The sequence below is a fragment of the Ruegeria sp. CDSA034 genome, assembly GCF_059612275.1.
The window spans coordinates 176629-197760 of record NZ_JBXWQH010000004.1 but is presented as its reverse complement, the minus strand read 5'-3'; the positions used below and the strand labels follow the sequence as shown (position 1 = coordinate 197760).

The 21132-nt window shown below is 57.5% G+C and carries 22 protein-coding genes; 12 read left to right on the top strand and 10 right to left on the bottom strand.

What is annotated here, in order from left to right:
• Window positions 1-114: 114 nt before the first annotated feature.
• The 3 genes from AC2FLJ_RS10235 (at window position 115) to AC2FLJ_RS10225 (ending at window position 4087) form a co-directional block, all read left to right on the top strand.
• The gene (locus AC2FLJ_RS10235; RefSeq protein WP_496705616.1) at window positions 115-999 is read left to right on the top strand and encodes a hypothetical protein; all 885 of its coding nucleotides are present in this window, start codon (window positions 115-117) and stop codon (window positions 997-999) included.
• Window positions 1000-1192: 193 nt separating this feature from the next.
• Window positions 1193-3343 (top strand): polyribonucleotide nucleotidyltransferase, encoded by a 2151-nt coding sequence (pnp, locus tag AC2FLJ_RS10230; RefSeq protein WP_496705614.1) that lies wholly within the window; start codon window positions 1193-1195, stop codon window positions 3341-3343.
• 258 nt (window positions 3344-3601) lie between these two features.
• A complete protein-coding gene (locus tag AC2FLJ_RS10225; RefSeq protein ID WP_496705612.1) occupies window positions 3602-4087 on the top strand; it encodes a PACE efflux transporter in 486 nt (161 codons plus the stop codon).
• A gap of 30 nt (window positions 4088-4117) precedes the next feature.
• On the opposite strand, the gene AC2FLJ_RS10220 is transcribed toward AC2FLJ_RS10225, so the two are convergent.
• The gene (locus AC2FLJ_RS10220; protein ID WP_496705610.1) at window positions 4118-4753 is read right to left on the bottom strand and encodes a DUF1326 domain-containing protein; all 636 of its coding nucleotides are present in this window, start codon (window positions 4751-4753) and stop codon (window positions 4118-4120) included.
• Window positions 4754-4990: 237 nt separating this feature from the next.
• Here AC2FLJ_RS10220 and AC2FLJ_RS10215 point away from each other — a divergent pair, with 237 nt between their 5' ends.
• The 4 genes from AC2FLJ_RS10215 (at window position 4991) to AC2FLJ_RS10200 (ending at window position 7441) form a co-directional block, all read left to right on the top strand.
• Window positions 4991-5263 carry a PepSY domain-containing protein gene (locus AC2FLJ_RS10215; protein ID WP_496697222.1) on the top strand — a complete coding sequence of 91 codons (273 nt, stop codon included), beginning with the start codon at window positions 4991-4993 and terminating at the stop codon, window positions 5261-5263.
• Window positions 5264-5286: 23 nt separating this feature from the next.
• Entirely contained in the window at window positions 5287-5808 is a 522-nt protein-coding gene (locus AC2FLJ_RS10210) for a helix-turn-helix transcriptional regulator (protein ID WP_058274979.1), read from the top strand.
• A 150-nt stretch (window positions 5809-5958) separates the two neighbouring features.
• Window positions 5959-6648: an outer membrane protein gene (locus AC2FLJ_RS10205; RefSeq protein WP_282170198.1), complete on the top strand. Its 690-nt coding sequence runs from the start codon at window positions 5959-5961 to the stop codon at window positions 6646-6648.
• 58 nt (window positions 6649-6706) lie between these two features.
• Window positions 6707-7441: a glycosyltransferase family 25 protein gene (locus AC2FLJ_RS10200; protein ID WP_496705607.1), complete on the top strand. Its 735-nt coding sequence runs from the start codon at window positions 6707-6709 to the stop codon at window positions 7439-7441.
• Between the two features lie 56 nt (window positions 7442-7497).
• On the opposite strand, the gene AC2FLJ_RS10195 is transcribed toward AC2FLJ_RS10200, so the two are convergent.
• The gene (locus tag AC2FLJ_RS10195) at window positions 7498-8148 is read right to left on the bottom strand and encodes a peroxiredoxin (protein ID WP_058274981.1); all 651 of its coding nucleotides are present in this window, start codon (window positions 8146-8148) and stop codon (window positions 7498-7500) included.
• Between the two features lie 206 nt (window positions 8149-8354).
• Here AC2FLJ_RS10195 and AC2FLJ_RS10190 point away from each other — a divergent pair, with 206 nt between their 5' ends.
• Window positions 8355-9794 carry an aldehyde dehydrogenase family protein gene (locus AC2FLJ_RS10190; RefSeq protein WP_496705605.1) on the top strand — a complete coding sequence of 480 codons (1440 nt, stop codon included), beginning with the start codon at window positions 8355-8357 and terminating at the stop codon, window positions 9792-9794.
• A gap of 58 nt (window positions 9795-9852) precedes the next feature.
• Here AC2FLJ_RS10190 and AC2FLJ_RS10185 read toward each other — a convergent pair whose 3' ends face one another.
• The 3 genes from AC2FLJ_RS10185 to AC2FLJ_RS10175 all read right to left on the bottom strand — a co-directional run bounded on the left by AC2FLJ_RS10185 (window position 9853) and on the right by AC2FLJ_RS10175 (window position 12262).
• Window positions 9853-10287 carry a glyoxalase superfamily protein gene (locus tag AC2FLJ_RS10185; protein ID WP_496697227.1) on the bottom strand — a complete coding sequence of 145 codons (435 nt, stop codon included), beginning with the start codon at window positions 10285-10287 and terminating at the stop codon, window positions 9853-9855.
• Window positions 10288-10465: 178 nt separating this feature from the next.
• Complete coding sequence (locus AC2FLJ_RS10180) at window positions 10466-11359, bottom strand: cation diffusion facilitator family transporter (protein ID WP_496697229.1); 894 nt, start codon at window positions 11357-11359, stop codon at window positions 10466-10468.
• Between the two features lie 51 nt (window positions 11360-11410).
• Entirely contained in the window at window positions 11411-12262 is an 852-nt protein-coding gene (locus AC2FLJ_RS10175) for a methylated-DNA--[protein]-cysteine S-methyltransferase (protein ID WP_058275230.1), read from the bottom strand.
• Window positions 12263-12380: 118 nt separating this feature from the next.
• Here AC2FLJ_RS10175 and nth point away from each other — a divergent pair, with 118 nt between their 5' ends.
• Together nth and AC2FLJ_RS10165 are read left to right on the top strand one after the other, a co-directional pair.
• On the top strand, window positions 12381-13025 hold the full coding sequence (gene nth / locus AC2FLJ_RS10170) for an endonuclease III (protein ID WP_282119580.1): 645 nt from the start codon (window positions 12381-12383) through the stop codon (window positions 13023-13025).
• Window positions 13022-14011 (top strand): adenosine kinase, encoded by a 990-nt coding sequence (locus tag AC2FLJ_RS10165; RefSeq protein WP_282170192.1) that lies wholly within the window; start codon window positions 13022-13024, stop codon window positions 14009-14011. The genes nth and AC2FLJ_RS10165 overlap by 4 nt, the downstream gene beginning before the upstream one ends.
• Window positions 14012-14019: 8 nt before the next feature.
• Here the strand turns inward: AC2FLJ_RS10165 and AC2FLJ_RS10160 are convergent, their stop codons facing one another.
• The 4 genes from AC2FLJ_RS10160 to sigZ all read right to left on the bottom strand — a co-directional run bounded on the left by AC2FLJ_RS10160 (window position 14020) and on the right by sigZ (window position 17616).
• Window positions 14020-14859 carry a DUF547 domain-containing protein gene (locus AC2FLJ_RS10160; RefSeq protein ID WP_282170191.1) on the bottom strand — a complete coding sequence of 280 codons (840 nt, stop codon included), beginning with the start codon at window positions 14857-14859 and terminating at the stop codon, window positions 14020-14022.
• Entirely contained in the window at window positions 14856-16229 is a 1374-nt protein-coding gene (locus tag AC2FLJ_RS10155) for a radical SAM protein (protein ID WP_496705601.1), read from the bottom strand. Before AC2FLJ_RS10155 ends, AC2FLJ_RS10160 begins: the two co-directional genes overlap by 4 nt.
• A 72-nt stretch (window positions 16230-16301) precedes the next feature.
• Window positions 16302-17012, bottom strand: coding sequence for a glutathione S-transferase family protein (locus AC2FLJ_RS10150; RefSeq protein WP_496705599.1), 711 nt, complete (start codon window positions 17010-17012; stop codon window positions 16302-16304).
• A gap of 64 nt (window positions 17013-17076) precedes the next feature.
• Window positions 17077-17616 carry an RNA polymerase sigma factor SigZ gene (gene sigZ / locus AC2FLJ_RS10145; RefSeq protein WP_496697236.1) on the bottom strand — a complete coding sequence of 180 codons (540 nt, stop codon included), beginning with the start codon at window positions 17614-17616 and terminating at the stop codon, window positions 17077-17079.
• 186 nt (window positions 17617-17802) lie between these two features.
• Between sigZ and AC2FLJ_RS10140 the strand changes: the two genes are divergently transcribed.
• Entirely contained in the window at window positions 17803-18447 is a 645-nt protein-coding gene (locus AC2FLJ_RS10140) for an NYN domain-containing protein (RefSeq protein WP_496697238.1), read from the top strand.
• Here AC2FLJ_RS10140 and AC2FLJ_RS10135 read toward each other — a convergent pair.
• On the bottom strand, window positions 18444-18938 hold the full coding sequence (locus tag AC2FLJ_RS10135) for an RNA pyrophosphohydrolase (RefSeq protein WP_496705597.1): 495 nt from the start codon (window positions 18936-18938) through the stop codon (window positions 18444-18446). The genes AC2FLJ_RS10140 and AC2FLJ_RS10135 overlap by 4 nt on opposite strands.
• Window positions 18939-19076: 138 nt before the next feature.
• Between AC2FLJ_RS10135 and AC2FLJ_RS10130 the strand changes: the two genes are divergently transcribed.
• A complete protein-coding gene (locus tag AC2FLJ_RS10130; protein WP_496705595.1) occupies window positions 19077-21104 on the top strand; it encodes a 2,4-dienoyl-CoA reductase FMN-binding domain-containing protein in 2028 nt (675 codons plus the stop codon).
• Window positions 21105-21132: the final 28 nt, after the last annotated feature.

Genomic DNA, 21132 nt, shown 5'->3' with positions numbered 1-21132 from the left:
CAAACGCATTCCTGTTAGTGAATGCAATGGCGTTGCACTCACCCCTTGCAAACCAATCGCCTTCAGGTAGTTTTCGCGCTTTGATACTTTCGCTATATTAACAGGCCCTGCCCTATGACGCTTATCTTCAACTCTCTTCTACTGTCGATGCGGGTGATGCTGCACATGATCGTCCCCGTTCTTGTGATTAGCCTCGCCTCAGTTGTTGTTTGGACGGTTCTGGGTATTTTCACCCTCGGGATGGCCAATTACATTAGCGGACCGGTCACAACCGCATTTTTCACCCTTTTCGGAATTCGCACAGCGCTTGCGCTGAAAGGGGATAAGCGACACACGGATTACAGGGCCATGGCCCTGTATTCGGTAATGTACGGGTTGTTTTTTGCTGCTGTACTATGGGTTCTGAAACTGATTGTGGCTGTATCGGGCATTGCATATGCCCTGTGGCAGATCGGGGAACCGATATCTTGGGCCGCTTTCCAGAACGTTCCCAAGCCGGCTCTGGGCGCTTTTGGCCTGCTTGCCGGAGGTAGCAGTCTGATCGTGATGTGCTTTGTATGGGTTGCGTTCTACGCGATCATGGCCGTACCGATAGCCAGAGCCGCACAATCCGCCGGGCGCCGTGCGCCGAGCCACGCCTTCTTCAATGGGCTGGGGCGTAGTTTCATACCGCTGTTCTGCGTCTTCTTCGTTTCGATCTTCCTGCAGCTCTATTTTGGCTTCTACACAGCTTTCTACGCCCTGCTTCCGATCCTTATGTCGGTAGTCTCGATCCTGACGGCACAGAGTTTGCCAAATTTCGATCTTGAGATCATTCTTAGGGGAGCCGCCGCAGGTGGGGCTTTGCTATGGCTGAATTCGTGGCTCTGGTCAGTGTGTGCTCTGGCGTTTTTGAAATTCGAAGGGGATGACACAGTAGCCGTGACTGCCCCGTCCCCGGATCTGGAAACAGCAACGGATTTGCGGGCGTTGCGAAAGTCGCGCGAGCGTTCTTTCTGAATTCCGGCGGGAACCCTGCTGTAAGCGAGACCTCTTTCAATCCGCCCCAATCTCATGTATGCGCGCGGTATCTGAGACGTTGTGCCCTGATCCCGGCACTCAGACGAAAGCTAAAATGGGATCGGCGGCAATGGGGTCGCCATGCAAACGGGAGACCCGCAGGGGCGGGAGTGCTCCCATCTAGGATACGCATATGTTTGATGTAACGAAAAAATCTATGCAGTGGGGCGAAGAGACGCTCACACTGGAAACCGGCAAGGTTGCCCGTCAGGCCGACGGCAGCGTGATCGCGACACTGGGCGAAACCAGCGTCATGGCGAACGTGACCTTTGCACGGCAGCAAAAACCGGGTCAGGACTTTTTCCCTCTGACCGTCCACTATCAGGAAAAATACTATGCCGCCGGTAAGGTTCCGGGTGGCTTCTTCAAGCGCGAGGCGCGCCCGACCGAAAAAGAGACACTGACTGCGCGTCTGATCGACCGTCCGATCCGCCCGCTGTTCGTTGACGGCTTCAAAAACGAAGTTCTGGTGATGTGCACCGTGCTGTCCCACGATCTGGTCAACGACCCCGACATGGTTGCGATGATCGCTGCCTCGGCCGCACTGACTATTTCCGGCGCGCCGTTCATGGGTCCGATCGCCGGTGCCCGCGTTGGTTTTGAGGACGGTGAATACGTTCTGAACCCGACCGTTGACGACATGCAGGACCTGCGCCTGAACCCTGAACAGCGCCTGGATCTGGTTGTTGCCGGTACCAAAGACGCCGTGATGATGGTTGAGTCGGAAGCCTACGAGCTGTCCGAGGCCGAAATGCTGGGTGCGGTCAAATTCGCACATGAGCAGATTCAGCCGGTCATCGACCTGATCATCGCGCTGGCCGAAGACGCCGCGAAAGAGCCGTTCGACTTCCAGGCACCGGATTATTCCGAGCTATCCGCCGCTGTCAAAGCTGCCGGTGAAGAGCAGATGCGCGCCGCTTTCGCGATCACCGACAAGCAAGAGCGCACCGCCGCTGTTGCCGCTGCGCGTGAAGCAATCAAAGCAGCACTGACCGAAGAACAGCTGGAAGATGGCAACCTCGGTTCGGCTATGAAAAAGCTGGAAGCTGGCATTCTGCGCGGCGACGTCGTCAAAGGCGGCAAGCGGATCGACGGTCGTTCGACCACCGATATCCGCGGGATCGTTGCAGAAACCTCGATGCTGCCTCGTACACACGGTTCCGCGCTGTTCACCCGTGGTGAAACGCAAGCGCTGGCCGTAACCACGTTGGGCACCGGTGACGATGAACAGTTCATCGACGCGCTGCATGGCAACTTCAAATCGAACTTCCTGCTGCACTACAACTTCCCTCCCTACTCGGTTGGTGAAGTTGGCCGCGTGGGTGGCCCGGGCCGTCGTGAGATCGGCCACGGCAAGCTGGCATGGCGCGCCCTACAGGCGGTTCTGCCTGCGGCGACCGACTTCCCCTACACGATCCGTATCGTGTCGGAGATCACTGAATCCAACGGCTCCAGCTCGATGGCGTCGGTCTGCGGCGGTTCTCTGTCGATGATGGATGCGGGGGTTCCGCTGAAAGCACCGGTTGCCGGTGTGGCCATGGGTCTGATCCTGGAAGATGACGGCGACTATGCCATCCTGTCGGACATTCTGGGTGACGAAGATCACCTGGGCGACATGGACTTCAAGGTTGCGGGTACCGAAAACGGCATCACCTCGCTGCAGATGGACATCAAGGTTGCGGGCATCACGCCCGAGATCATGGAGAAAGCCCTGGCGCAAGCCAAAGACGGCCGGATGCATATCCTGAGCGAGATGGGTAAAGCCCTGTCCGAGACCAACGATTTCTCGGTCCACGCACCGCGCATCGAGACCATGAACATCCCGACCGACAAGATCCGTGAAGTGATCGGTTCGGGCGGTAAGGTCATCCGCGAGATCGTCGAAGTGTCGGGAGCCAAGGTCGACATCAACGACGATGGCGTGATCAAGATCGCCTCGCCCGATGGGGAATCGATCAAGAAGGCCTATGAGATGATCCACTCGATCGTAGCCGAGCCGGAAGAAGGTCAGGTTTACACCGGCAAAGTCGTGAAGATCGTCGACTTCGGTGCCTTCGTGAACTTCTTTGGCAAGCGCGACGGTCTGGTCCACGTGTCCCAGATCGAGAACCGCCGCCTGAACCATCCGTCAGATGTTCTGAAGGAAGGTCAGGAAGTAAAGGTCAAGCTGCTAGGCTTTGACGATCGCGGCAAGGTTCGTCTGTCGATGAAAGTGGTCGATCAGGAAACCGGCGAAGAGATCGTTCCCGAGAAGAAAGAAAAGAAAGAGGAAAGCGCAGAGTAATCTGTTCTTCTTTCAATTGATCAAGGCCCCGGTGGAAACGCCGGGGCCTTTTTTCGTTTCGAGCTATGACCGCCCAGCCAAGGACGGATCGGTCAATTATTGCCATAAATATCTGAATGTGTGCGAGTTCACAGTCAGATGTATTTCTTCATGAAAGGTTACGCTAGGGAAGCAATCCATCCCTTAAGACCACCCGTATTTCAGCGGCCGGGCAATCCGCTCGGCTGAACGGTGATCCTGTGTTTTGAAAGGCGTGACATGACCCTGAGGACCTTCAAGGAACGCGTCATCCAGACCGGCAGCTTCGAGATGATCGGGATCGCTTTTGTCTCACCCGTATACGCTTATTTGACCGGCGCATCGATGGTGCACGGGTTCGCTATGATCGCCATGCTATCGATTGTGATCATGATCTGGTGCCCGATCTTCAATACTATTTTCGATCTGATTGAGCGGGGCAAAACGGCTCGGTTGGCCTGCAAACGCCCCCAATCGGTGCGTGTTCTTCATGCCACATTGCATGAGGTTACGGCAGTCATGATCACCTGCCCACTTTTGATGATGGTTGGTGGGCATTCTCTGGGATCAGCGCTTTCGCTCAATGTCGGTCTGACACTGACTTACACGGTTTACACCTACCTGTTCCACATCATCTATGATCGCGTGCGGCCGATTAAGCCAAGCTTGGAAAAGAACGAAGCTGGCCAAAGCGAACATCTGACTGGTGAAGCCGCTGCAGCCTGATCCATGCTGACAAGTCAAATACCCAGAACGTCAGTGTGCCACGCCAGACGGCCCGTGTTTCATCACATGCCACTGCCCATAACTGTCGTTCAAATCCAGTTTGATCGCCGCATCTGCCTTGGTCGAGGCGCTGCCAATCTCGGCCAGGGTGAATTCTATACCACCGGGAATGTCGATCCGTACACGATGCGGACCACCACCATGTGGGGCCTTGATAGGACGGCCAGTTGAGCTCAGCACCTCACCGATTGAGACTTTGGCGGTGCGCCCATCCATGTCCATCTCAAAATCAATCGGCACATACAGGGTCTCGTGAACGGTGTCGCACATCGTGCGGAAGACATGCCAGTGGGTTGCCATTTCCTCGGTCTCTTCACCGTGAAAGACCTTTTCCAATGCGGCCCGTTGCGCGTCCGAGGCGCTTGGGTCGATGATCACCTGCATCTGGCCGCCGCCCTCAAAGATCGGGCCAGGCCAGGCATAGATCAGCGCAGCTTTTGTGCCCGCAAGGTCGGTGTCGCCAAAATGTCCTTTGGAAACCTCAAGCACCTCAAAGCCGCGGCAATTTCCGTGGGTTGGTAATTCTTCGAATTGGCAAGGGCAGGCATAGCCGCAATTGCAGTTCCCGAATGCATCGCCTTCAACGTACCAATCTGTGAATGCCATCGTCTTCTCCTGTTTTACACAGTCTGAACGCCCGACGTCTTGGTTATATGCCTGTAGAACTCCGCCGGTCTAAACCTAACACAATTCGGGCAAATGCAGAACCAGGCGGCCTGAAACCGCATTTTACCGGGATAAACTTTGGTCCAATTCCTTGCGTTTCAACCAAAAGCCAATCGCAGCGCACGCGCCCTGTTCCCAGTTTCACAACATCGCCACAACGCAAAAAGGAGATGCAAAATGGAAACCTTGAAACTGCTGACACTGACCGGATTGATTGCAACAGCGCCGGTTCTTGCACTGGCCAATGTCGGGCTGGGCGACAAACTGGGCACCACCGAGTCCGATATCCGCACGGCCCTGGAGGCGCAGGGATACGAAATCAAAGAGATCGAATTCGAAGATGGCGAGATCGAGGTTGAACTCATCAAGGATGGCGTGGAAACTGAACTCGTCCTGTCCGAGACGGACGGCATGGTAACTGCCATCGAACTCGAAGAGGACGACGATTGATCGGATAAAATCACAGGAGCCTCATGAAGCTTTCACAAACGTCATTGCTTTGGCTCCTTCTGGTGGTCCAGGCCGTCTGCGCCGCCTTTTTCGTGACGGACGCGATGCTGGACTGGACCGGCGGGGAAAGCGCGGGCTTTCGCCACCTGCATAGTTTCGAACTGGTTCTGGCCCTGGCATTGATCGGCGGTCTTGCCGCGACGATTGCATTGATCCGGTCCCAGAACAGGCGTGTGCGCGACATGCAGCGACAGCTGAGCGTCGCGCAGGGCGCGTTTGCTCAACTCATTGCCTCTCAATTCACTGAGTGGAACTTGAGTGATGCTGAGCGCGACGTTGCCCTGCTTTCTATCAAGGGTCTGCCAATCGCGGACATCGCGACATTGCGGCAAACCAAGGAAGGCACGGTCAAAGCGCAATGCGCGGCGGTGTATCGCAAGGCAGGAGTTACGGGACGCGTGCAATTGCTGAGCTACTTCATCGATGAGTTGCTTTCCGAACCTTTGCTTACAAACAGTTCTGAAAGGTCGAATTCGACCACATAGACCGTGAATCAAAGTGTCAGCTCGGTACTGATCTTATTCACTCACACACGCCCAATATCCTGTGAATTGAAGTGAAGGGCTGGCGCCTTTCATTCCTGCCTCTACTGCCCACATGTGCGCCATACCAATTGTGGAACAAAGGACATGGTCATGGTTACGCGTCTTCTTCTCGCCTCGACAGCTTTGACGATCAGCGCGTCCGCGCTGGCCGCACAGAGCCTGTCGGATGGTCTCTATATTCAGGGTTTTGCTGGGTACAGCCAGCTACAGGACAGCGACTTTAGCGGCACGATCAATGGATCGTCGCAGTCAGTAGATACCGATTTCGATGGTGGCTATGGGCTGGGCATCGCAGTCGGCAAAGAGATCCCGCAGTGGTCGAACGATCAGTTTGGCACCCGGATCGAGCTGGAGCTGTCCTACCGCGACAACGACGTGGATGGCGTCAATTTTTCAGGCAACGGACCCGGCGCAGAAGGCAACATTTCGGGTGACGTGTCGCAGACATCGCTGTTCGCCAATGTGCTGGTCGATTTCAAACAGGCAGGGGCCTTCACGCCCTATGTCGGTCTGGGTCTGGGTGCCACCTATTCTGATCTGGACTTTGTCTACGGGCCGGGCGTTGAACTTAACGACACCGACACCACCTTTGCTGCGCAAATTATTGCCGGTGTAGCCTATGAGATCAGCCCAAATACCTCTCTGACCCTGGACACCCGATATGCCCGCGCATTCGACGTATCCTCGGCACGTTTGGCACCAAACGGTGCGTCTACGGGTACGGTCGAGGATGATATCGACGCCTTCAGCGTCAATGTCGGACTGCGTTACGGTTTCTGATGGATCACGGGGAAGTGTTTCTTTCGGGTTTCTCTTCCCCCTTTCGTTATCGTGTTCTATGCACTGTGGCATGAGGACTTTTGTCATCCATATGACAGCAAGCACAGCGCGGCGACCCAATGCCGAAAGGCTGTGTGCCAGTCTGCCCGATGCGGAACTGTTCGAGGCCGTCGATGGGAAGGACCCTGCTCAAATCGCGGATGTACAATTGTTTCCAGGCGATCTGTATCGCCCCAGATACCCTTTTCCGCTGCGCCCAGCGGAGATCGGAGTTTTCGCGAGCCATCGGCGAATCTGGCGCAAGCTCGTTGATGAAAAGATCGACCGCGCTATCATTACCGAGGATGATTTGCGCATAGATCCGTGTCGTATGGCCTATGCGTTAGAGATGCTGGATCCGCTTGCAACCCCGGATCACTATATCCGAATTCCCGTGAAACAACGCGAGGATGCGGCACGAACGCTTATAAAGCAAAATGGATTGCGTCTGATCCTGCCAAAAGTCATTGGCTTGCAATGCGTCTGCCAGGTGGTCGGGCGGCGTGCAGCTGAGCGGTTGCTTGCCGTAACCGACCAGATTGACCGACCGGTCGACACGTTCCTGCAAATGCACTGGGTGACTGGGCAGCCGATCCTTTCCTTGCAAGGAAGCGGCAATCAGGAAGTCGCACAAGAAATCGGCGGTTCGACCATACAGGCAAGCCCGCCGCTGGCCGACAAGCTAACGCGTGAGTTCAAACGCGCTGCCTACCGTCGGAAACTGTATCAGCACCCTCAACGATACGCAGCTTAGTCACCCTTGAAGGCGGATTGGAATCGGGCAGAACTTATCGCCCTGCCCGAGCTACTTTAGCTGGGCGCTTTGGTTTTACGCAGATACGGAAAGATGGTTTCAAACTCACCGAACTTTTCTTTTGCCTCATCATTCGACACGGCCGGCGGGATGATCACGTCTTCGCCCGGCACCCAGTTCGCGGGGGTGGCCACGCCCTTGGCACTCATCTGCAGACCATCCAGCGCGCGCAGGATTTCGGCAAAATTTCGGCCCACGGTCATCGGGTAGGTCATCGACAGTTTCAACTGTTTGTCAGGGCCGATGATGAACACCGAACGCACGGTTGCACTGTCGGCAGGCGTGCGGCCATCGGGCAGGTATGCCTCGGCGGGCAGCATGTCGAACGCCTTGGACACGGCCAGACCGTCATCAGCGATGATCGGAAAACCGGGGTTGGCGTTGCCATACGCCTCGATGTCCTTCTTCCACTTCTTGTGGTCCTCGACGCCATCGACTGAGACGCCCATCACCTTGGTGTTGCGGGCTGCCCATTCATCGTTCAACTGCGCGACCGCAGAAAACTCGGTAGTACAGACCGGAGTGAAATCTTTAGGGTGCGAGAACAGGATCGCCCAGCTGTCGCCGATCCAGTCATGGAACTGAACCGTGCCCTGATCCGTTTCTGCGGTGAAATTCGGAACGGTGTCATTGATGCGCAAACCCATGGGGCATCTCCTTTTTTGTGAAACAAACCGAGTCGGTTGCTGGAAACCTAATAACTCTGCGCCATTGTTAAACCATTAGCTGCTTGAAAGGGTATTCATTTTTGAGGAAATTAATTTGATCAAATTGCGCCTTGCCACACCGATATGCCGGTGCCAGAGTGGCGCAAATTCCCGCCATCCGGGCCACGGGATCAGGAGGATACGTGATGATCGAGAAACGCAATTTCTACATTGACGGAACATGGGTCGCCCCATCTGCAGCGAAAGATTTCGAGGTGATCAACCCCTCGACCGAGGAACCCTGCGCGGTGATCTCACTGGGCACGCAAGCTGATACAGACGCCGCAGTTGCTGCCGCAAAGGCCGCCCTGCCCGGCTGGATGGCCACACCGGTCGAAGATCGCATCGCGCTGGTCGAGAAACTGATCGAGATTTACCAATCCCGGTCCGAGGATTTGGCACAGGCGATGTCACTTGAGATGGGCGCGCCAATCGACATGGCGCGCACCCAGCAATCTGGCGCGGGCATGTATCACCTTTCGAACTTTGTGCGCGCAGCCAAAGCGTTCCAATTCGACCGCCCGCTGGGCGATCACACGCCCAATGACAGGATCATCTATGAGGCCGTCGGTGTTGCCGCCCTGATCACGCCATGGAACTGGCCGATGAACCAAGTCACGCTCAAGGTTGGCGCGGCGGCGATTGCAGGCTGCACCATGGTTCTGAAACCCTCCGAACAAAGCCCGCTGAACGCGATGATCTTTGCCGAGATGATGGATGAGGCCGGCTTCCCCGCCGGTGTGTTCAATCTGGTGAACGGCGATGGCGTGGGCGTCGGTTCCCAGCTTTCCGCGCATCCGGATGTGGATATGGTCAGCTTTACCGGCTCGACCCGCGCAGGCACAGCGATCTCAAAAAGTGCTGCAGACACCTTGAAGAAGGTACATCTGGAGCTGGGCGGCAAGGGTGCAAACGTGGTCTTTGCCGATGCCGATGAAAAGGCCGTCAAACGTGGTGTTCTGCACATGATGAACAACACCGGCCAAAGCTGTAATGCGCCCAGCCGCATGCTGGTGCAGCGCCCGATCTACGATCAGGCCGTGGAAACGGCGGCTGAAGTGGCCAGCATGGTTTCCGTGGGCAGCGCGCAGGAAGAAGGCCGCCATATCGGCCCCGTCGTGAACGAGGTGCAGTGGAACAAAATCCAGGACCTGATCCAGAAGGGCATCGATGAAGGCGCCCGGCTGGTAGCAGGCGGCACCGGTCGGCCCGAGGGGCTGAACAAGGGCTATTATGTACGTCCAACCGTCTTTGCTGACGCCAATAACCAGATGACCGTCGCGCGCGAAGAGATCTTTGGCCCGGTCCTGACCATGATCCCCTTCGACACCGAAGAAGAAGCGGTCGAGATTGCCAACGACACGCCATACGGCCTGACCAATTATGTTCAGACACAAGACGGCGCGCGGGCTAACCGAATGGCGCGGGTACTGCGGTCCGGAATGGTCGAAATGAATGGCCAGTCGCGCAGTGCAGGATCACCGTTTGGCGGCATGAAACAGTCCGGAAACGGGCGCGAAGGCGGCTTGTGGGGGTTGGAGGATTTCCTTGAGGTCAAAGCCGTCGGTGGCTGGGCGGCAGAGTGACGCCAGACCAGAACTTAACAAAAGGGCGCGGCGGTGGTTACCCGCCGCGCCCTTTTCTTTACGTGGGTCGCACGATCAGTTGCGGTTGGCCGTCCGAGGTATGCCGCGTGGATCGACCATCCCAGCCAATCTCACCGGTTACGCGCTGACGATAGGCCGAGAAGCTGTTGAACTGAACGACATCCACGGGGGTGTCAAAATGTAACGTAACGCGCCGATGCGACCCGTCACCCAATAGGGTCATACCACGGATTTCCGCCCTGAAGGGCTGCCCTAAATAGAACCCTTCAACCCGGTCACCAACACGCAAATGCATGCGATTTCCGGCCATGGCGTGCAACGTATTCCAATCGCGCACCCCATGTTGATGCGCCAACAATTCCAGCGATTCACTATGCGAGAGCGTGACCCCCGCACCGCGCAACCTCTCTCTTAGTCGCTTCGCTTGCGCTTTTAGCTCCTCAAGTGGAGCAATATTTTTTGAACGTGTCATTTCTTGCCTCGTTTCCTTAAACGGGCGCCAAGTCAGGACGGGGTTCGCATTGCCATCCGCGCGCCAGGAAAGGGCAACAGATGTTCATCAACCGGGTTTCACCAATGCCAAATGGCTGCGAACGGCAGGGGACCCGAACCTGGAGGCGACATTTCGCACTGGCGGATGTGTCTGTCAATCAGGCTCTGGTACTTTTTAACTCGCTGTCCGGTTCCAGATGGATGACAAAGACTGACCCAGGAAACTTCCTGTTCAGGGCCGTCTCGATATCGTCGCAGATGTCATGCGCGGCCGCGACCGACATGGCACCGTCAACCACGAGGTGAAACTCAACGAAAATCATGTTGGCTGACCTGCGACCGCGCAGATCATGATACTCCAATGCCGGGCCCAAATTGGCTTCGATTGTTTCGCGCACAGACGTCAATTCCCCATCGACCAGCGAAGCATCCATCAATCCGTCGACCGAGCTGCGGATGACCTTCCACCCCTCCCACAGAATGTTCAACGCCACCAGAATCGCGATGATCGGATCAAGGACCAACCAACCTGTCGCCATCGCTATCAGCAACCCGACAACAACACCGACCGAGGTCATAATGTCGGTTAATATGTGCTTTCCGCTCGCCTCCAACGCCGGTGAGGATTCTCGTCGCCCAACCCGCAACAGCAGAAACGCCCAGATACCATTCAGGCACGTCGCGCCCACATTTATGGCAATGCCCAGGAACGGTTCCCCGGCCAGATGCGGATCAGGTAATGCGAAAACAGCTTCACGAATGATCAGCAGTGCGGCCAGAACAATCAGCGTCCCTTCGACCACAGCCGACAGGTACTCGGCCTTCTTATGCCCGAACGGGTGCTTTTTGTCTGGCGGCATGCCAGATATCCGCACCGCGAAAAATGCAAGCAGAGCGGCCGCCACATTCACCACCGATTCTAAGGCGTCCGAGAGCAGGGCGACCGAGCCCGTCACCCACCAGGCCAGCAGTTTCAGCAGCAAAACCGCCACTGAAACCGGAATGGCCCACGCCGCGAATGTCTGTGTGATCTGCCTGCTGTCCTGCTTCATAGAATCTCACTATCACAGGATGCAGCAGCGCAAAGTTTGTTTTTGACGTGACTATGCGTCGGCCTGAGCGGCCTCGAATGCCAGCATTGCGCGTTTGACCGGCAAGCCCCAATGATAGCCACCCAGCCCGCCGGATTTGCGTAGCGCCCGGTGGCAAGGGATCAGCCAGCTGACCGGGTTGCGGCCAACCGCAGTACCCACGGCGCGCACTGCTTGTGGCGATCCCACACGTTGCGCAATCTCAGAATAGGTGGTGACCTGACCCGACGGGATGTGCATCAGCGCCTCCCAAACCTTGATTTGCAGGGGCGAGCCAATGAGGTACAGCGGCGTAGGTTCCAACCGGTCGCTTGCCGCGCCAAAAGCACTTAGAACCCAAGGGCGCAGACGCATCGGATCTTCTATGAACTCGGCCTTGGGCCAGCGTGAGATCATATCCTCCATCGCGGCCTCTTCGCCAGTTTCGGCCCCGAAGGCAATGCCGCAGATACCCTTATCGGTTCCCATGACCAGTGCCGGGCCAAAGGGGCATTCGAACCAGCCCCAATAGATCGTCAGCCCCACGCCTCTGCGCGCGTATTCGCCGGGGCTCATGGATTCCCATTTCAGGAACAAATCGTGCAGACGGCCACTGCCGGACAGGCCGACGTTGTGTGCGGTTTCCAACGTGGTGAACCGTTCCCGCAACAATGCCTTGGCGTGGCCCAAGGTCAGATATTGCTGGTAGCGTTTCGGCGACACCCCCGTCCAACGCGAGAACAGGCGCTGGAAATGCGCCGGGCTCATATCCATCTGGCGGGCTAGCTCTTCCAGGCTCAGGCCTTCTCCGCCTCGATCAATCAGGTCGATCGCGCGGCGCATGACGTTGTAGTGGTATCCGCTTTCCGGTGTCTGGACGTTCATGGCTATTACCTCATATTCTTGACCAAACCATAGCGCGCAGGTTACGCCCTCGCGACCCGGAACTTGCGCATTGGCTTTGGACTTGTATCGACGCGCCCCGAACGGCATTAAGACGCGGATGGCAAAACAACTCGGATATCACCGGATCCGCGAGATCTTTACGCGCTTTCAGGAAGCCGACCCCGAACCCAAGGGCGAGCTTGAGCATGTCAACGTTTATACTCTGGTGGTCGCCGTGGCCCTGTCTGCGCAAGCCACAGATGTCGGTGTGAACAAGGCGACACGCGCCTTGTTCAAGATCGCTGACACACCGCAAAAGATGCTGGATCTGGGCGAAGAAGGTCTGATCGAACACATCAAGACCATTGGTCTGTTCCGCCAGAAGGCCAAGAACGTCATCAAGCTCAGCCGTATTCTGGTCGACGATTATGACGGCGAGGTACCCAATTCCCGTGCAGCACTGCAATCGCTGCCGGGAGTGGGCCGCAAAACCGCCAATGTGGTGTTGAACATGTGGTGGCGATATCCGGCGCAGGCGGTGGACACGCATATCTTTCGGGTTGGCAATCGCACCGGCATTTGCCCCGGTAAGAATGTGGACGCCGTCGAACGCGCCATCGAAGACAATATCCCGACTGATTTTCAACTGCATGCGCATCACTGGCTGATCCTGCATGGCCGCTATCATTGCAAAGCGCGCAAGCCTATGTGCCCTACCTGCATCATCCGCGATCTCTGCGAATTTGAGGACAAGAACCTATGAAAACCTACCAACTGACCGGCATCGGAAACGCAGTTGTGGACGTGATTTCCCAAGCCGACGACAGTTTCCTAGAGCTGATGGGCATTGAAAAAGGCATCATGCAGCTGATCGAGCAGGAGCGTGGCGAGGTCCTCTATGCCTCGATGGAAGGTCGGGTACAGACGCCGGGTGGTTCGGTTGCCAACACCATCGCTGGCGCAGGTGCGCTGGGGCTGGATTCAGCGTTTATCGGGCGGGTTCATGATGACGCTCTGGGCCGGTTCTACGCGGACGCAATGAACGAGGACGGCGTTGATTTCGTGAACCCTCCGGTTCCGGGTGGCGAGCTGCCAACGTCGCGGTCGATGATCTTTGTCTCGCCCGATGGGGAACGGTCAATGAATACCTATCTGGGGATTTCCTCGGAACTGTCGTCGCAGGACGTATCGGATGACGTCGCAGGCAACAGCCAGATCATGTTCCTTGAGGGCTATTTGTTCGACAAGGAAAAAGGAAAGGCCGCGTTTCTTGAGGCCGCGCGCGCGTGCCACAAAGGTGGCGGCAAGGCGGGTATCGCCATTTCCGACCCCTTCTGTGTGGAACGCCACCGTGTCGATTTCCTGCTGCTGATCGAAAACGAACTTGATTTCGTCATCGGCAACGAGGCCGAAATCAAATCCCTGTTCGAAACCGGCGATCTGGAAGAGGCGCTGGCCAAAACCGCCGCGATCTGCCCGCTTGTCGTATGCACCCGCTCCGGCGACGGCGTGACTGTCCTAAGCGACGGGCAACGCGTCGACGTACCGGTCGAGAAAGTCGTGCCCGTGGACGCAACCGGTGCGGGCGATCAGTTTGCCGCCGGCTTCCTGTTTGGCATGGCCACAGGCCGCGATCACGAAGCCTGCGCCAAGATCGGCAATATCTGCGCCCGCGAGGTCATCAGTCACATCGGCCCGCGCCCCGAGGCGAACATGCAGGACCTGCTGCGCGCCGAAGGGTTGCTGTAATCCGCTGATTAAGATCCAGCCGCCGCGTCGTTCAAAGCCCAGTCATACTGATACGCTTTGACGCGCGGCGTCTGCTGAAGACGGGCGCGCAGCTCGGGTTCCGCTGCGGTCGCGATGTAGGCCAGCACGGATTTTTCATTCGGTCCGAAATCCTCGCGGAACCAGATAAAGATCTTTGACAGGATCAATCCGCCGCGTTGGTCGAACTGCACGCCACGCGGGTCGTTGATATAGGCGTGCTCGGCAGCAGCGAAATCGCGCTCCAATGTCTCGGCCTGCCAGGCGCGATCCATCAGGTTAGGGCAGCCCACAGCGGCGCAGTTCAGCGCATAGTGGATGCGCGGTTCGCCGAATGTGGGCCGAATAATGCGGTGTTCGATGTCATTGAGGGTCAACTCCTGCCCGGCCACCCGCGCCAAAGGTTGATTCCACGGCCCAATCGATAATGGCCCATCCTTGATGTCGCGGATCGAAGCAACGGGATAGTTTTCGAGAACCACATCCGCCGTCAGCGCATTGTACAAGTTTATCCAATACGCCAGTTGCTGATCACGTGTCAGCCGCGCGGGGTCAATGGCTTGCAGATCGACCAGATATTCGTCCAGGCGCGCGCGATCTGCCTGTGTCACCTGCCCGTAAGTTACCCGGTTCACGCCCTTCCCGTCGGCTACGACATAACGGTGCAGGAAAGCTGTCCAGTCGCGGTGATCAACCTTTTCGCCCGGCGGGGACCCAAATCTGGTCAGGGTCTGTCCTGGCAATGCCTCGGGGGCGGGCAAGGCCAGACGCTCGACACTTGCGCAAGCGGTCAAAACCGGAAGCAGAAGCAGGATCAGAAGTTTTCTCATGAGACGTCCTTTTGGTTCCGGCGCGTGGCGCGCATCTGCCCCTTGAGCCGCTTGAGCGGGGCCAGACCCGGATCGCTCAGGTCCGGCAGATCGGGTCCAGCGGACAGGTGGGGGACGGCGGCGTTCCACCACCTTGGGCCAGATGACCCGTCGACCCGATCCGGTGCGGCCAGATGCATGTCACGCTGCGCGTTGTGAACGCACATGGACAACGGCCCGTTTGCGGTTGCGACCATAAAGACGCAAGAGGCACAGCGATCATCCTCCAACGCGTCGGCGGCCATGAAGTTATGAATGAAGACCGATTGCCGGCGGACAGGTCCCCGCAACAAGCCGCGACCTAAACGCAGCACGCACCTCAGCAGATGCAACCCGGCCCGCAGCGCCAAAAACGGGTTGCGCCGCGCCATACGCCGGACGCTGTCACGGGTGTCGATATGACCGTCAGTTGATTGGTCGGCCCGGCTTAGCGCGGCGATCACTTTCTGCGTCAGGCGTTTGGCGGACAGAACCGAAACCGCACGCCCGCCGGCAGTCACAACACTTGCGTAGCGATTGCATTTTGCATGGCCCACGGCGGCCGTGTCAAAATGCAGGGGCGTTTCATATCCGACCTCGACGGCACGCATGACACTGTCCTGCGTGATCGCGTCGGGACGTTCGCGTAACACCCCGCGCCCGGTATCCGCTTGCATCTGGAAGGACACAAAAGCCACCTCGGGGCGGTCTCGCATGAATCGTGCCAGCGCAGACAGTTCAGCAATATTGCCGCCGAAGACCGTCGTGTTGAACAATACCCGCAGGCCCAGTCCGCGCGTGTGGCGGACATAGGCGCGGCGCACCACATTTAACTCAGTCTCGCTGTTGAACCCCTTGCGCTCCTGCGTCATGTCGACGTGAAAGGCCACGTCATCCAACCCCGCCGCCGCAAGCCGCGTCAGAAACGCCCGGCTGGCGCGAATGCCGTTGGTCATCAGGCACGACCGCATGCCCAGGCGGCGAATTTCGCGGCACAGTGCCTCGAGGTCTTCCAACTTGCGCAGGGTCGGATCACCCCCCGTCAACTGGACCGAGACACCGGGGCCATAATGGCTGTGGATCGTGGCAAGACGCGCAAACAGAACCGACAGCGGTGGGTCATAGGTCATCTCGGCTCGGTCCGAGAGGTAACACAGTGTGCAATCCAGATTACAGCGTTGGGTGACCTCAAGCGCGACGCAGGCGATGGGGTAGAACCGGCCTGCCGTCTGCCCTGCGCCATATTCCCCGCACCCTTGCAGACCGCCGCGCAAAGGCGCGCGACGGTCGGTGCCGGTAAACTTGCGTCCGGCGGGTTTTACAGAAGAGAGAGTTGGGGCCGTGTCCTTCATACCCGTCAAGCTAGACAGGTCGATCAGATGCGGCCACGCCCCCTCACGCCAACGTGCGGCTTAGTGAGTGAATCACCCACAGCACCCGCCGGATTGTTTCACCTGAGCGGTTGCAGGCGCTTCGTTCAGGTTCGCACCCCGCCCCAACCACGTCCGGTCTGCGAGATAGAAATCGGTGAACCGGGGTACAAAATCCTCGGAAACGGTTTTCTGCGGGATGCCGGTCGCCATCAAAGCCTGTTGCCACGCTTTCACCTTAGGATAGTCAGCCAGCATATCGTGCCCGCTGTGATCGGCCACGATTGCAGCCCGGTGAAGCAACGGCAACCAAGCCATATCGACATTGCCCAGCGCCTCGCCCGCAAAGAATGGGCCACCGCTAAGCTGCTTCTCGGCTTGCGCGAACGAGGTGTTCAACTTGGTCGTCCGATCCGCAAAGATCGCCTGATCCGCGCTTTGCATTGCGCTGCACTGAACCAGATAATGCTTGCTGGCCTGATAGCTCCACGCGCGGCTCAGGGCGCGCTGTTCCGGTGTCAGGTCGGGCTGCAGCGGCGCGGTCACTTCGTCGAGGTATTCTGCAATCGCGTCCGACTCGAACAGTGCGGTGCCGCCCTCGGTCACCAGAACCGGTACCTGGCCTGTCGGCGACAGCTCCAGAAACCAATCCGGCTTGTCGCTGAGGCTTATGTAGTCGATCTGATAGGGCACCTGCTTGGCTTCCAACAGCGCAGTGACACGCTGAACGAAGGGGCAGATTTTGAAACTGATGATACGGATCATTTGTCTTTCCTTTTGCTGGTTTCATCTGTCAGACGAAGCCCGCATCAAAAAGACGACGATCAGATCAACATTTTTTGCAGGATTTCGGTTTTTTCTGCACGTCCGCGATATTGCCTCGCACATCCATTGAGATATTGCAGCAATCCACGAACGCTTTTCGCAGCTCTGCCCGGCCCTTTTGAACCCGGGATTTAAGCGTTGAATACGCCAGCCCCTGCGCCTGTGCATAATCCTGTTGGGACATGCCATTGATGTCGATCTCCATCAGCATGTCTGCGGTTTCCTGCGGCAACCCGCGAATGAAAGGTTCGACGCATCCCTCAAGGTCCTGACGCGTTTCCGGATCATCCCGGTGATACCAAAGATCATCCGGATGCGCCTCGACACGGCCGGATTTTCGGTAATGGTCGATGATCGTGCGGTCGGCCGTTTGAAACAACCACGGTTGCAGTTTGGCAGGGTCTTTCAGGTTGGACAGACCGGTGAAGACCTTGACCGAGATCTCTTGCAACAGGTCTTCCACATCCGCGGGGTTGGACACACGCGAGTGCAAGAACGCCTTCAGGCGCGCGCGGTACTTGGGCCAGATGTCTTCAATCTGCATGCCGCTTTATGACAGGTGATCGGCAAAGGCGGCAACCACCTGCTCGTACTCCGCACGTTTGTAGGAACCGATTTTGCAGGTCTGCCGGCGCGATTTTTGGCAAGGCGAGGTTGCCAGCTACAACGCCAAAAATTTGCCTCAGTGTCGATGTATCTCATCGCCAATTAGATTAATTCCGGATTTTTTATGACACTTCGCGTAGCTGTTTTGGTGGACGGCGACAATATCAGCGCCACTTACAAAAAATACGTTGGCCGGATCGCTCAGAAATATGGGCGTATCGACGTCGCACGGGTTTATATGAATGCTCAGGTTTCTTCGGCGTGGCATGAGGCCAGCGAATATCACCTGATCCATAGCGGCACGGGCAAGAGCGCCTCAGATATTCTATTGTGTATCGACGCAATCGAGTTCGCCTTGAACCGGGGCATCGATGCCATGGTGATCGTCAGCTCGGACGGCGACTTTACGCACCTGCATCGGCGGCTACGCGAATTCGGCGTCAGGACAGTCGGCGTTGGCGAAGCCAAAGCACCACAGCACGTTCGGGATAATTGCACTGTGTTTGTTGAGCTTCAGCAAAGCCGAGCCTCCGAGGCGTCCGACCTCGACAGAAAAATCCAGACTGTAATTTCTCAGGGCAGCCAGAATGGGCAAGGCATACCCATCGCCGATCTAAACGTGCGTATGCGTCGGTTACACGATATCAAGATCAGTACGTATCCCGAAAAGAACTGGCGCGGATACCTGACCGCGCGCGACGATTTGTTCGAACTGGACCCCAAAGGACCTGCCGCACGCGTTCGCTTCAAGCCCCAAGGCTTTGGTTAGCGCCCAAAGCCCAAGTAATCGGCGAAGGCGGCAACCACCTGTCGGTAAACCTCACGTTTGAACGGCACGATCTCGTCAATCAGCTGACCGGGCTCCTGCCATTTCCACTTGATGAATTCCGGGTGCTCGGTCCGGATGTCGATCTGATCGTCGCGGCCGGTGAACCGCAGAAAGAACCATTTCTGTTCCTGCCCGCGATAACGGCCTTTCCAGATTTTCGGCACGATGTCGTGTGGCAGATCATAAGGCAGCCAGCCGTCTGTTTCGGCGACGATCTCGACCAAGTCCGAGGTTACGCCGGTTTCCTCCCACAGCTCACGCAGAGCTGCGTCCCGTGGATCTTCGCCCTTGTCCACGCCGCCCTGAGGCATTTGCCATGCATCCTTGTGGCGATCATTGCGCTGACCGACGAGAATCTTGCCCTCGGTATTCATCAGCATAAGCCCCACGCAGGGGCGATAGGGCAGTTTGGCGATCTCTTCGGGGGTCATGTGCAGCCTCATAAACATGCTTTGCAGGTTCTGTAGCAAGCAGCGGAGTGAAGGCAAAGGGTGTGACGTTAGGTTTCGCGTGACAACGTTGACGCGAAGGTCAATCTAGCGTCGACAAATCGGGAGGGAGAGTTCGCCATGACTGCGTACCCAAATATGCTGGCCCCGCTGGATCTGGGCTTTACGACTTTGAAGAACCGCGTCCTGATGGGGTCGATGCACACAGGGCTTGAGGAAACCGGCGACTGGAACCGTGTGGCCGAATTCTATGCCGACCGCGCCCGTGGCGGTGTCGCATTGATGGTGACAGGCGGGATTGGCCCGAACTTTGAAGGATCGGTGCTGCCCGGCGCGTCGATGATGACCAATGACAAAGAGGTCGCGAACCACTCCATCGTGACACAGCGGGTGCACGACGCGGGCGGCAAGATCGCGATGCAGATCCTACATGCGGGTCGCTATGCCTATGGTCCGAAATGTGTGGCCCCCAGCCCGGTGAAATCCCCGATCTCGCCCTTCCCGCCGAATGAGCTGGACGAGGAAGGTATCGAGAAACAGATCAGCGACATCGTGAACGCTGCCGTTCTGGCCCGGAAAGCGGGTTATGACGGGGTCGAGATCATGGGGTCCGAGGGATATTTCCTCAACCAGTTCATTGTGAAACACACCAACAAGCGCACCGACCGTTGGGGCGGGTCCTATGAGAACCGCATGCGCCTGCCGATCGAGGTCGTTCGCCGCACGCGCGAGGCCGTGGGCACCGATTTCATCATCATCTACCGCCTGTCGATGATCGACTTGATCCCGAACGGCTCGACCCATGAAGAGGTCGTTGAACTGGCCCAGCGCATCGAAGAAGCCGGTGCCACGATCATCAACACCGGCATCGGTTGGCACGAAGCCCGGATTCCGACCATTGCCACCAGCGTTCCTCGTGCGGCCTTTGCCTGGGTGACAAAAAAGCTGATGGGCAAGGTTTCGATTCCGGTCATCACCTCGAACCGGATCAACACACCCGAGGTCGCCGAAGAAGTCCTGTCGACGGGTTGCGCTGACATGGTATCTCTGGCCCGTCCGATGCTCGCCGATGCGGATTTCGTCAACAAGGCTATCGCAGGTAACGCCGCACAGATTGCGCCGTGCATCGCCTGCAACCAGGCCTGTCTGGACCACACATTCAGCGGCAAGTTGACCTCGTGCCTTGTGAACCCGCGCGCCTGCCATGAGACCGAATTGGAAATCACCACAGCTGAAGCGCCAAAGACGATTGCCATTGTCGGCGCCGGCCCCGCGGGATTGTCCACCGCGATGACCGCAGCCCAGCGCGGACACGACGTGACCCTGTTCGATCGCGCCTCGGAGATTGGCGGCCAATTGAACATGGCCAAGCAGGTTCCGGGCAAAGAAGAGTTCTGGGGACTGGTCGATTGGTACCGCACCATGATGACCGATCTGGGTGTGAAGGTAGAGCTGAACCGCGAAGTCATCGCTGACGACCTGACCGGCTTTGACGAGGTGGTCATCGCCACAGGTGTCATGCCGCGCGATCCGCAAATCCCGGGTCAGGATCGGGACGACGTCATCAATTATATCGACGTGCTGCGCGAAAAAGCGGATGTCGGTAAGTCAGTCGCCGTGATCGGTGCGGGAGGCATCGGGTTTGATGTGTCCGAGTTTCTGCTGGAAGACGGCCACAGCGTTACCACCGACCTGACCGCATGGATGAAGGAATGGGGCGTCACAGACCCGGCCGAACACCGCTCGGGTCTGGCACCTGAGGGTCCGCAACCTGCGGCACCTGCGCGTGAGGTCACTCTGTTACAGCGCAAGAAACAGGCGCATGGGAAAGGTCTGGGTAAAACAACCGGCTGGATTCACCGCGCTACGCTAAAGATGAAGGACGTCAATTTTGTGGGCGGTGTGAATTACGAGCGCATCGACGAAGACGGCCTGCATGTCAGCTTTGGTGAGGAACGTGCCGACCCGACCGTGATAGCCGCGGATACCATCGTTCTGTGTTCTGGTCAGGTATCCGAGCGCAGTCTGGCGGACGCGCTGATCGAACGGGGTATCACCCCTCACGTGATCGGCGGCGCGGATGTGGCGGCAGAGTTGGATGCTAAACGGGCGATCAATCAGGGGACGCGGTTGGCGGCTACGTTCTGACGCCATTGTCACAATTGCTCTGACGAAA

Coding starts and splice junctions, on each gene's coding strand:
- AC2FLJ_RS10235 (WP_496705616.1), top strand. CDS start 115: ATGACGCTTATCTTCAACTCTCTTCTACTGTCGATGCGGGTGATGCTG.
- pnp (WP_496705614.1), top strand. CDS start 1,193: ATGTTTGATGTAACGAAAAAATCTATGCAGTGGGGCGAAGAGACGCTC.
- AC2FLJ_RS10225 (WP_496705612.1), top strand. CDS start 3,602: ATGACCCTGAGGACCTTCAAGGAACGCGTCATCCAGACCGGCAGCTTC.
- AC2FLJ_RS10220 (WP_496705610.1), bottom strand. CDS start 4,753: ATGGCATTCACAGATTGGTACGTTGAAGGCGATGCATTCGGGAACTGC.
- AC2FLJ_RS10215 (WP_496697222.1), top strand. CDS start 4,991: ATGGAAACCTTGAAACTGCTGACACTGACCGGATTGATTGCAACAGCG.
- AC2FLJ_RS10210 (WP_058274979.1), top strand. CDS start 5,287: ATGAAGCTTTCACAAACGTCATTGCTTTGGCTCCTTCTGGTGGTCCAG.
- AC2FLJ_RS10205 (WP_282170198.1), top strand. CDS start 5,959: ATGGTTACGCGTCTTCTTCTCGCCTCGACAGCTTTGACGATCAGCGCG.
- AC2FLJ_RS10200 (WP_496705607.1), top strand. CDS start 6,707: ATGCACTGTGGCATGAGGACTTTTGTCATCCATATGACAGCAAGCACA.
- AC2FLJ_RS10195 (WP_058274981.1), bottom strand. CDS start 8,148: ATGGGTTTGCGCATCAATGACACCGTTCCGAATTTCACCGCAGAAACG.
- AC2FLJ_RS10190 (WP_496705605.1), top strand. CDS start 8,355: ATGATCGAGAAACGCAATTTCTACATTGACGGAACATGGGTCGCCCCA.
- AC2FLJ_RS10185 (WP_496697227.1), bottom strand. CDS start 10,287: ATGACACGTTCAAAAAATATTGCTCCACTTGAGGAGCTAAAAGCGCAA.
- AC2FLJ_RS10180 (WP_496697229.1), bottom strand. CDS start 11,359: ATGAAGCAGGACAGCAGGCAGATCACACAGACATTCGCGGCGTGGGCC.
- AC2FLJ_RS10175 (WP_058275230.1), bottom strand. CDS start 12,262: ATGAACGTCCAGACACCGGAAAGCGGATACCACTACAACGTCATGCGC.
- nth (WP_282119580.1), top strand. CDS start 12,381: ATGGCAAAACAACTCGGATATCACCGGATCCGCGAGATCTTTACGCGC.
- AC2FLJ_RS10165 (WP_282170192.1), top strand. CDS start 13,022: ATGAAAACCTACCAACTGACCGGCATCGGAAACGCAGTTGTGGACGTG.
- AC2FLJ_RS10160 (WP_282170191.1), bottom strand. CDS start 14,859: ATGAGAAAACTTCTGATCCTGCTTCTGCTTCCGGTTTTGACCGCTTGC.
- AC2FLJ_RS10155 (WP_496705601.1), bottom strand. CDS start 16,229: ATGAAGGACACGGCCCCAACTCTCTCTTCTGTAAAACCCGCCGGACGC.
- AC2FLJ_RS10150 (WP_496705599.1), bottom strand. CDS start 17,012: ATGATCCGTATCATCAGTTTCAAAATCTGCCCCTTCGTTCAGCGTGTC.
- sigZ (WP_496697236.1), bottom strand. CDS start 17,616: ATGCAGATTGAAGACATCTGGCCCAAGTACCGCGCGCGCCTGAAGGCG.
- AC2FLJ_RS10140 (WP_496697238.1), top strand. CDS start 17,803: ATGACACTTCGCGTAGCTGTTTTGGTGGACGGCGACAATATCAGCGCC.
- AC2FLJ_RS10135 (WP_496705597.1), bottom strand. CDS start 18,938: ATGACCCCCGAAGAGATCGCCAAACTGCCCTATCGCCCCTGCGTGGGG.
- AC2FLJ_RS10130 (WP_496705595.1), top strand. CDS start 19,077: ATGACTGCGTACCCAAATATGCTGGCCCCGCTGGATCTGGGCTTTACG.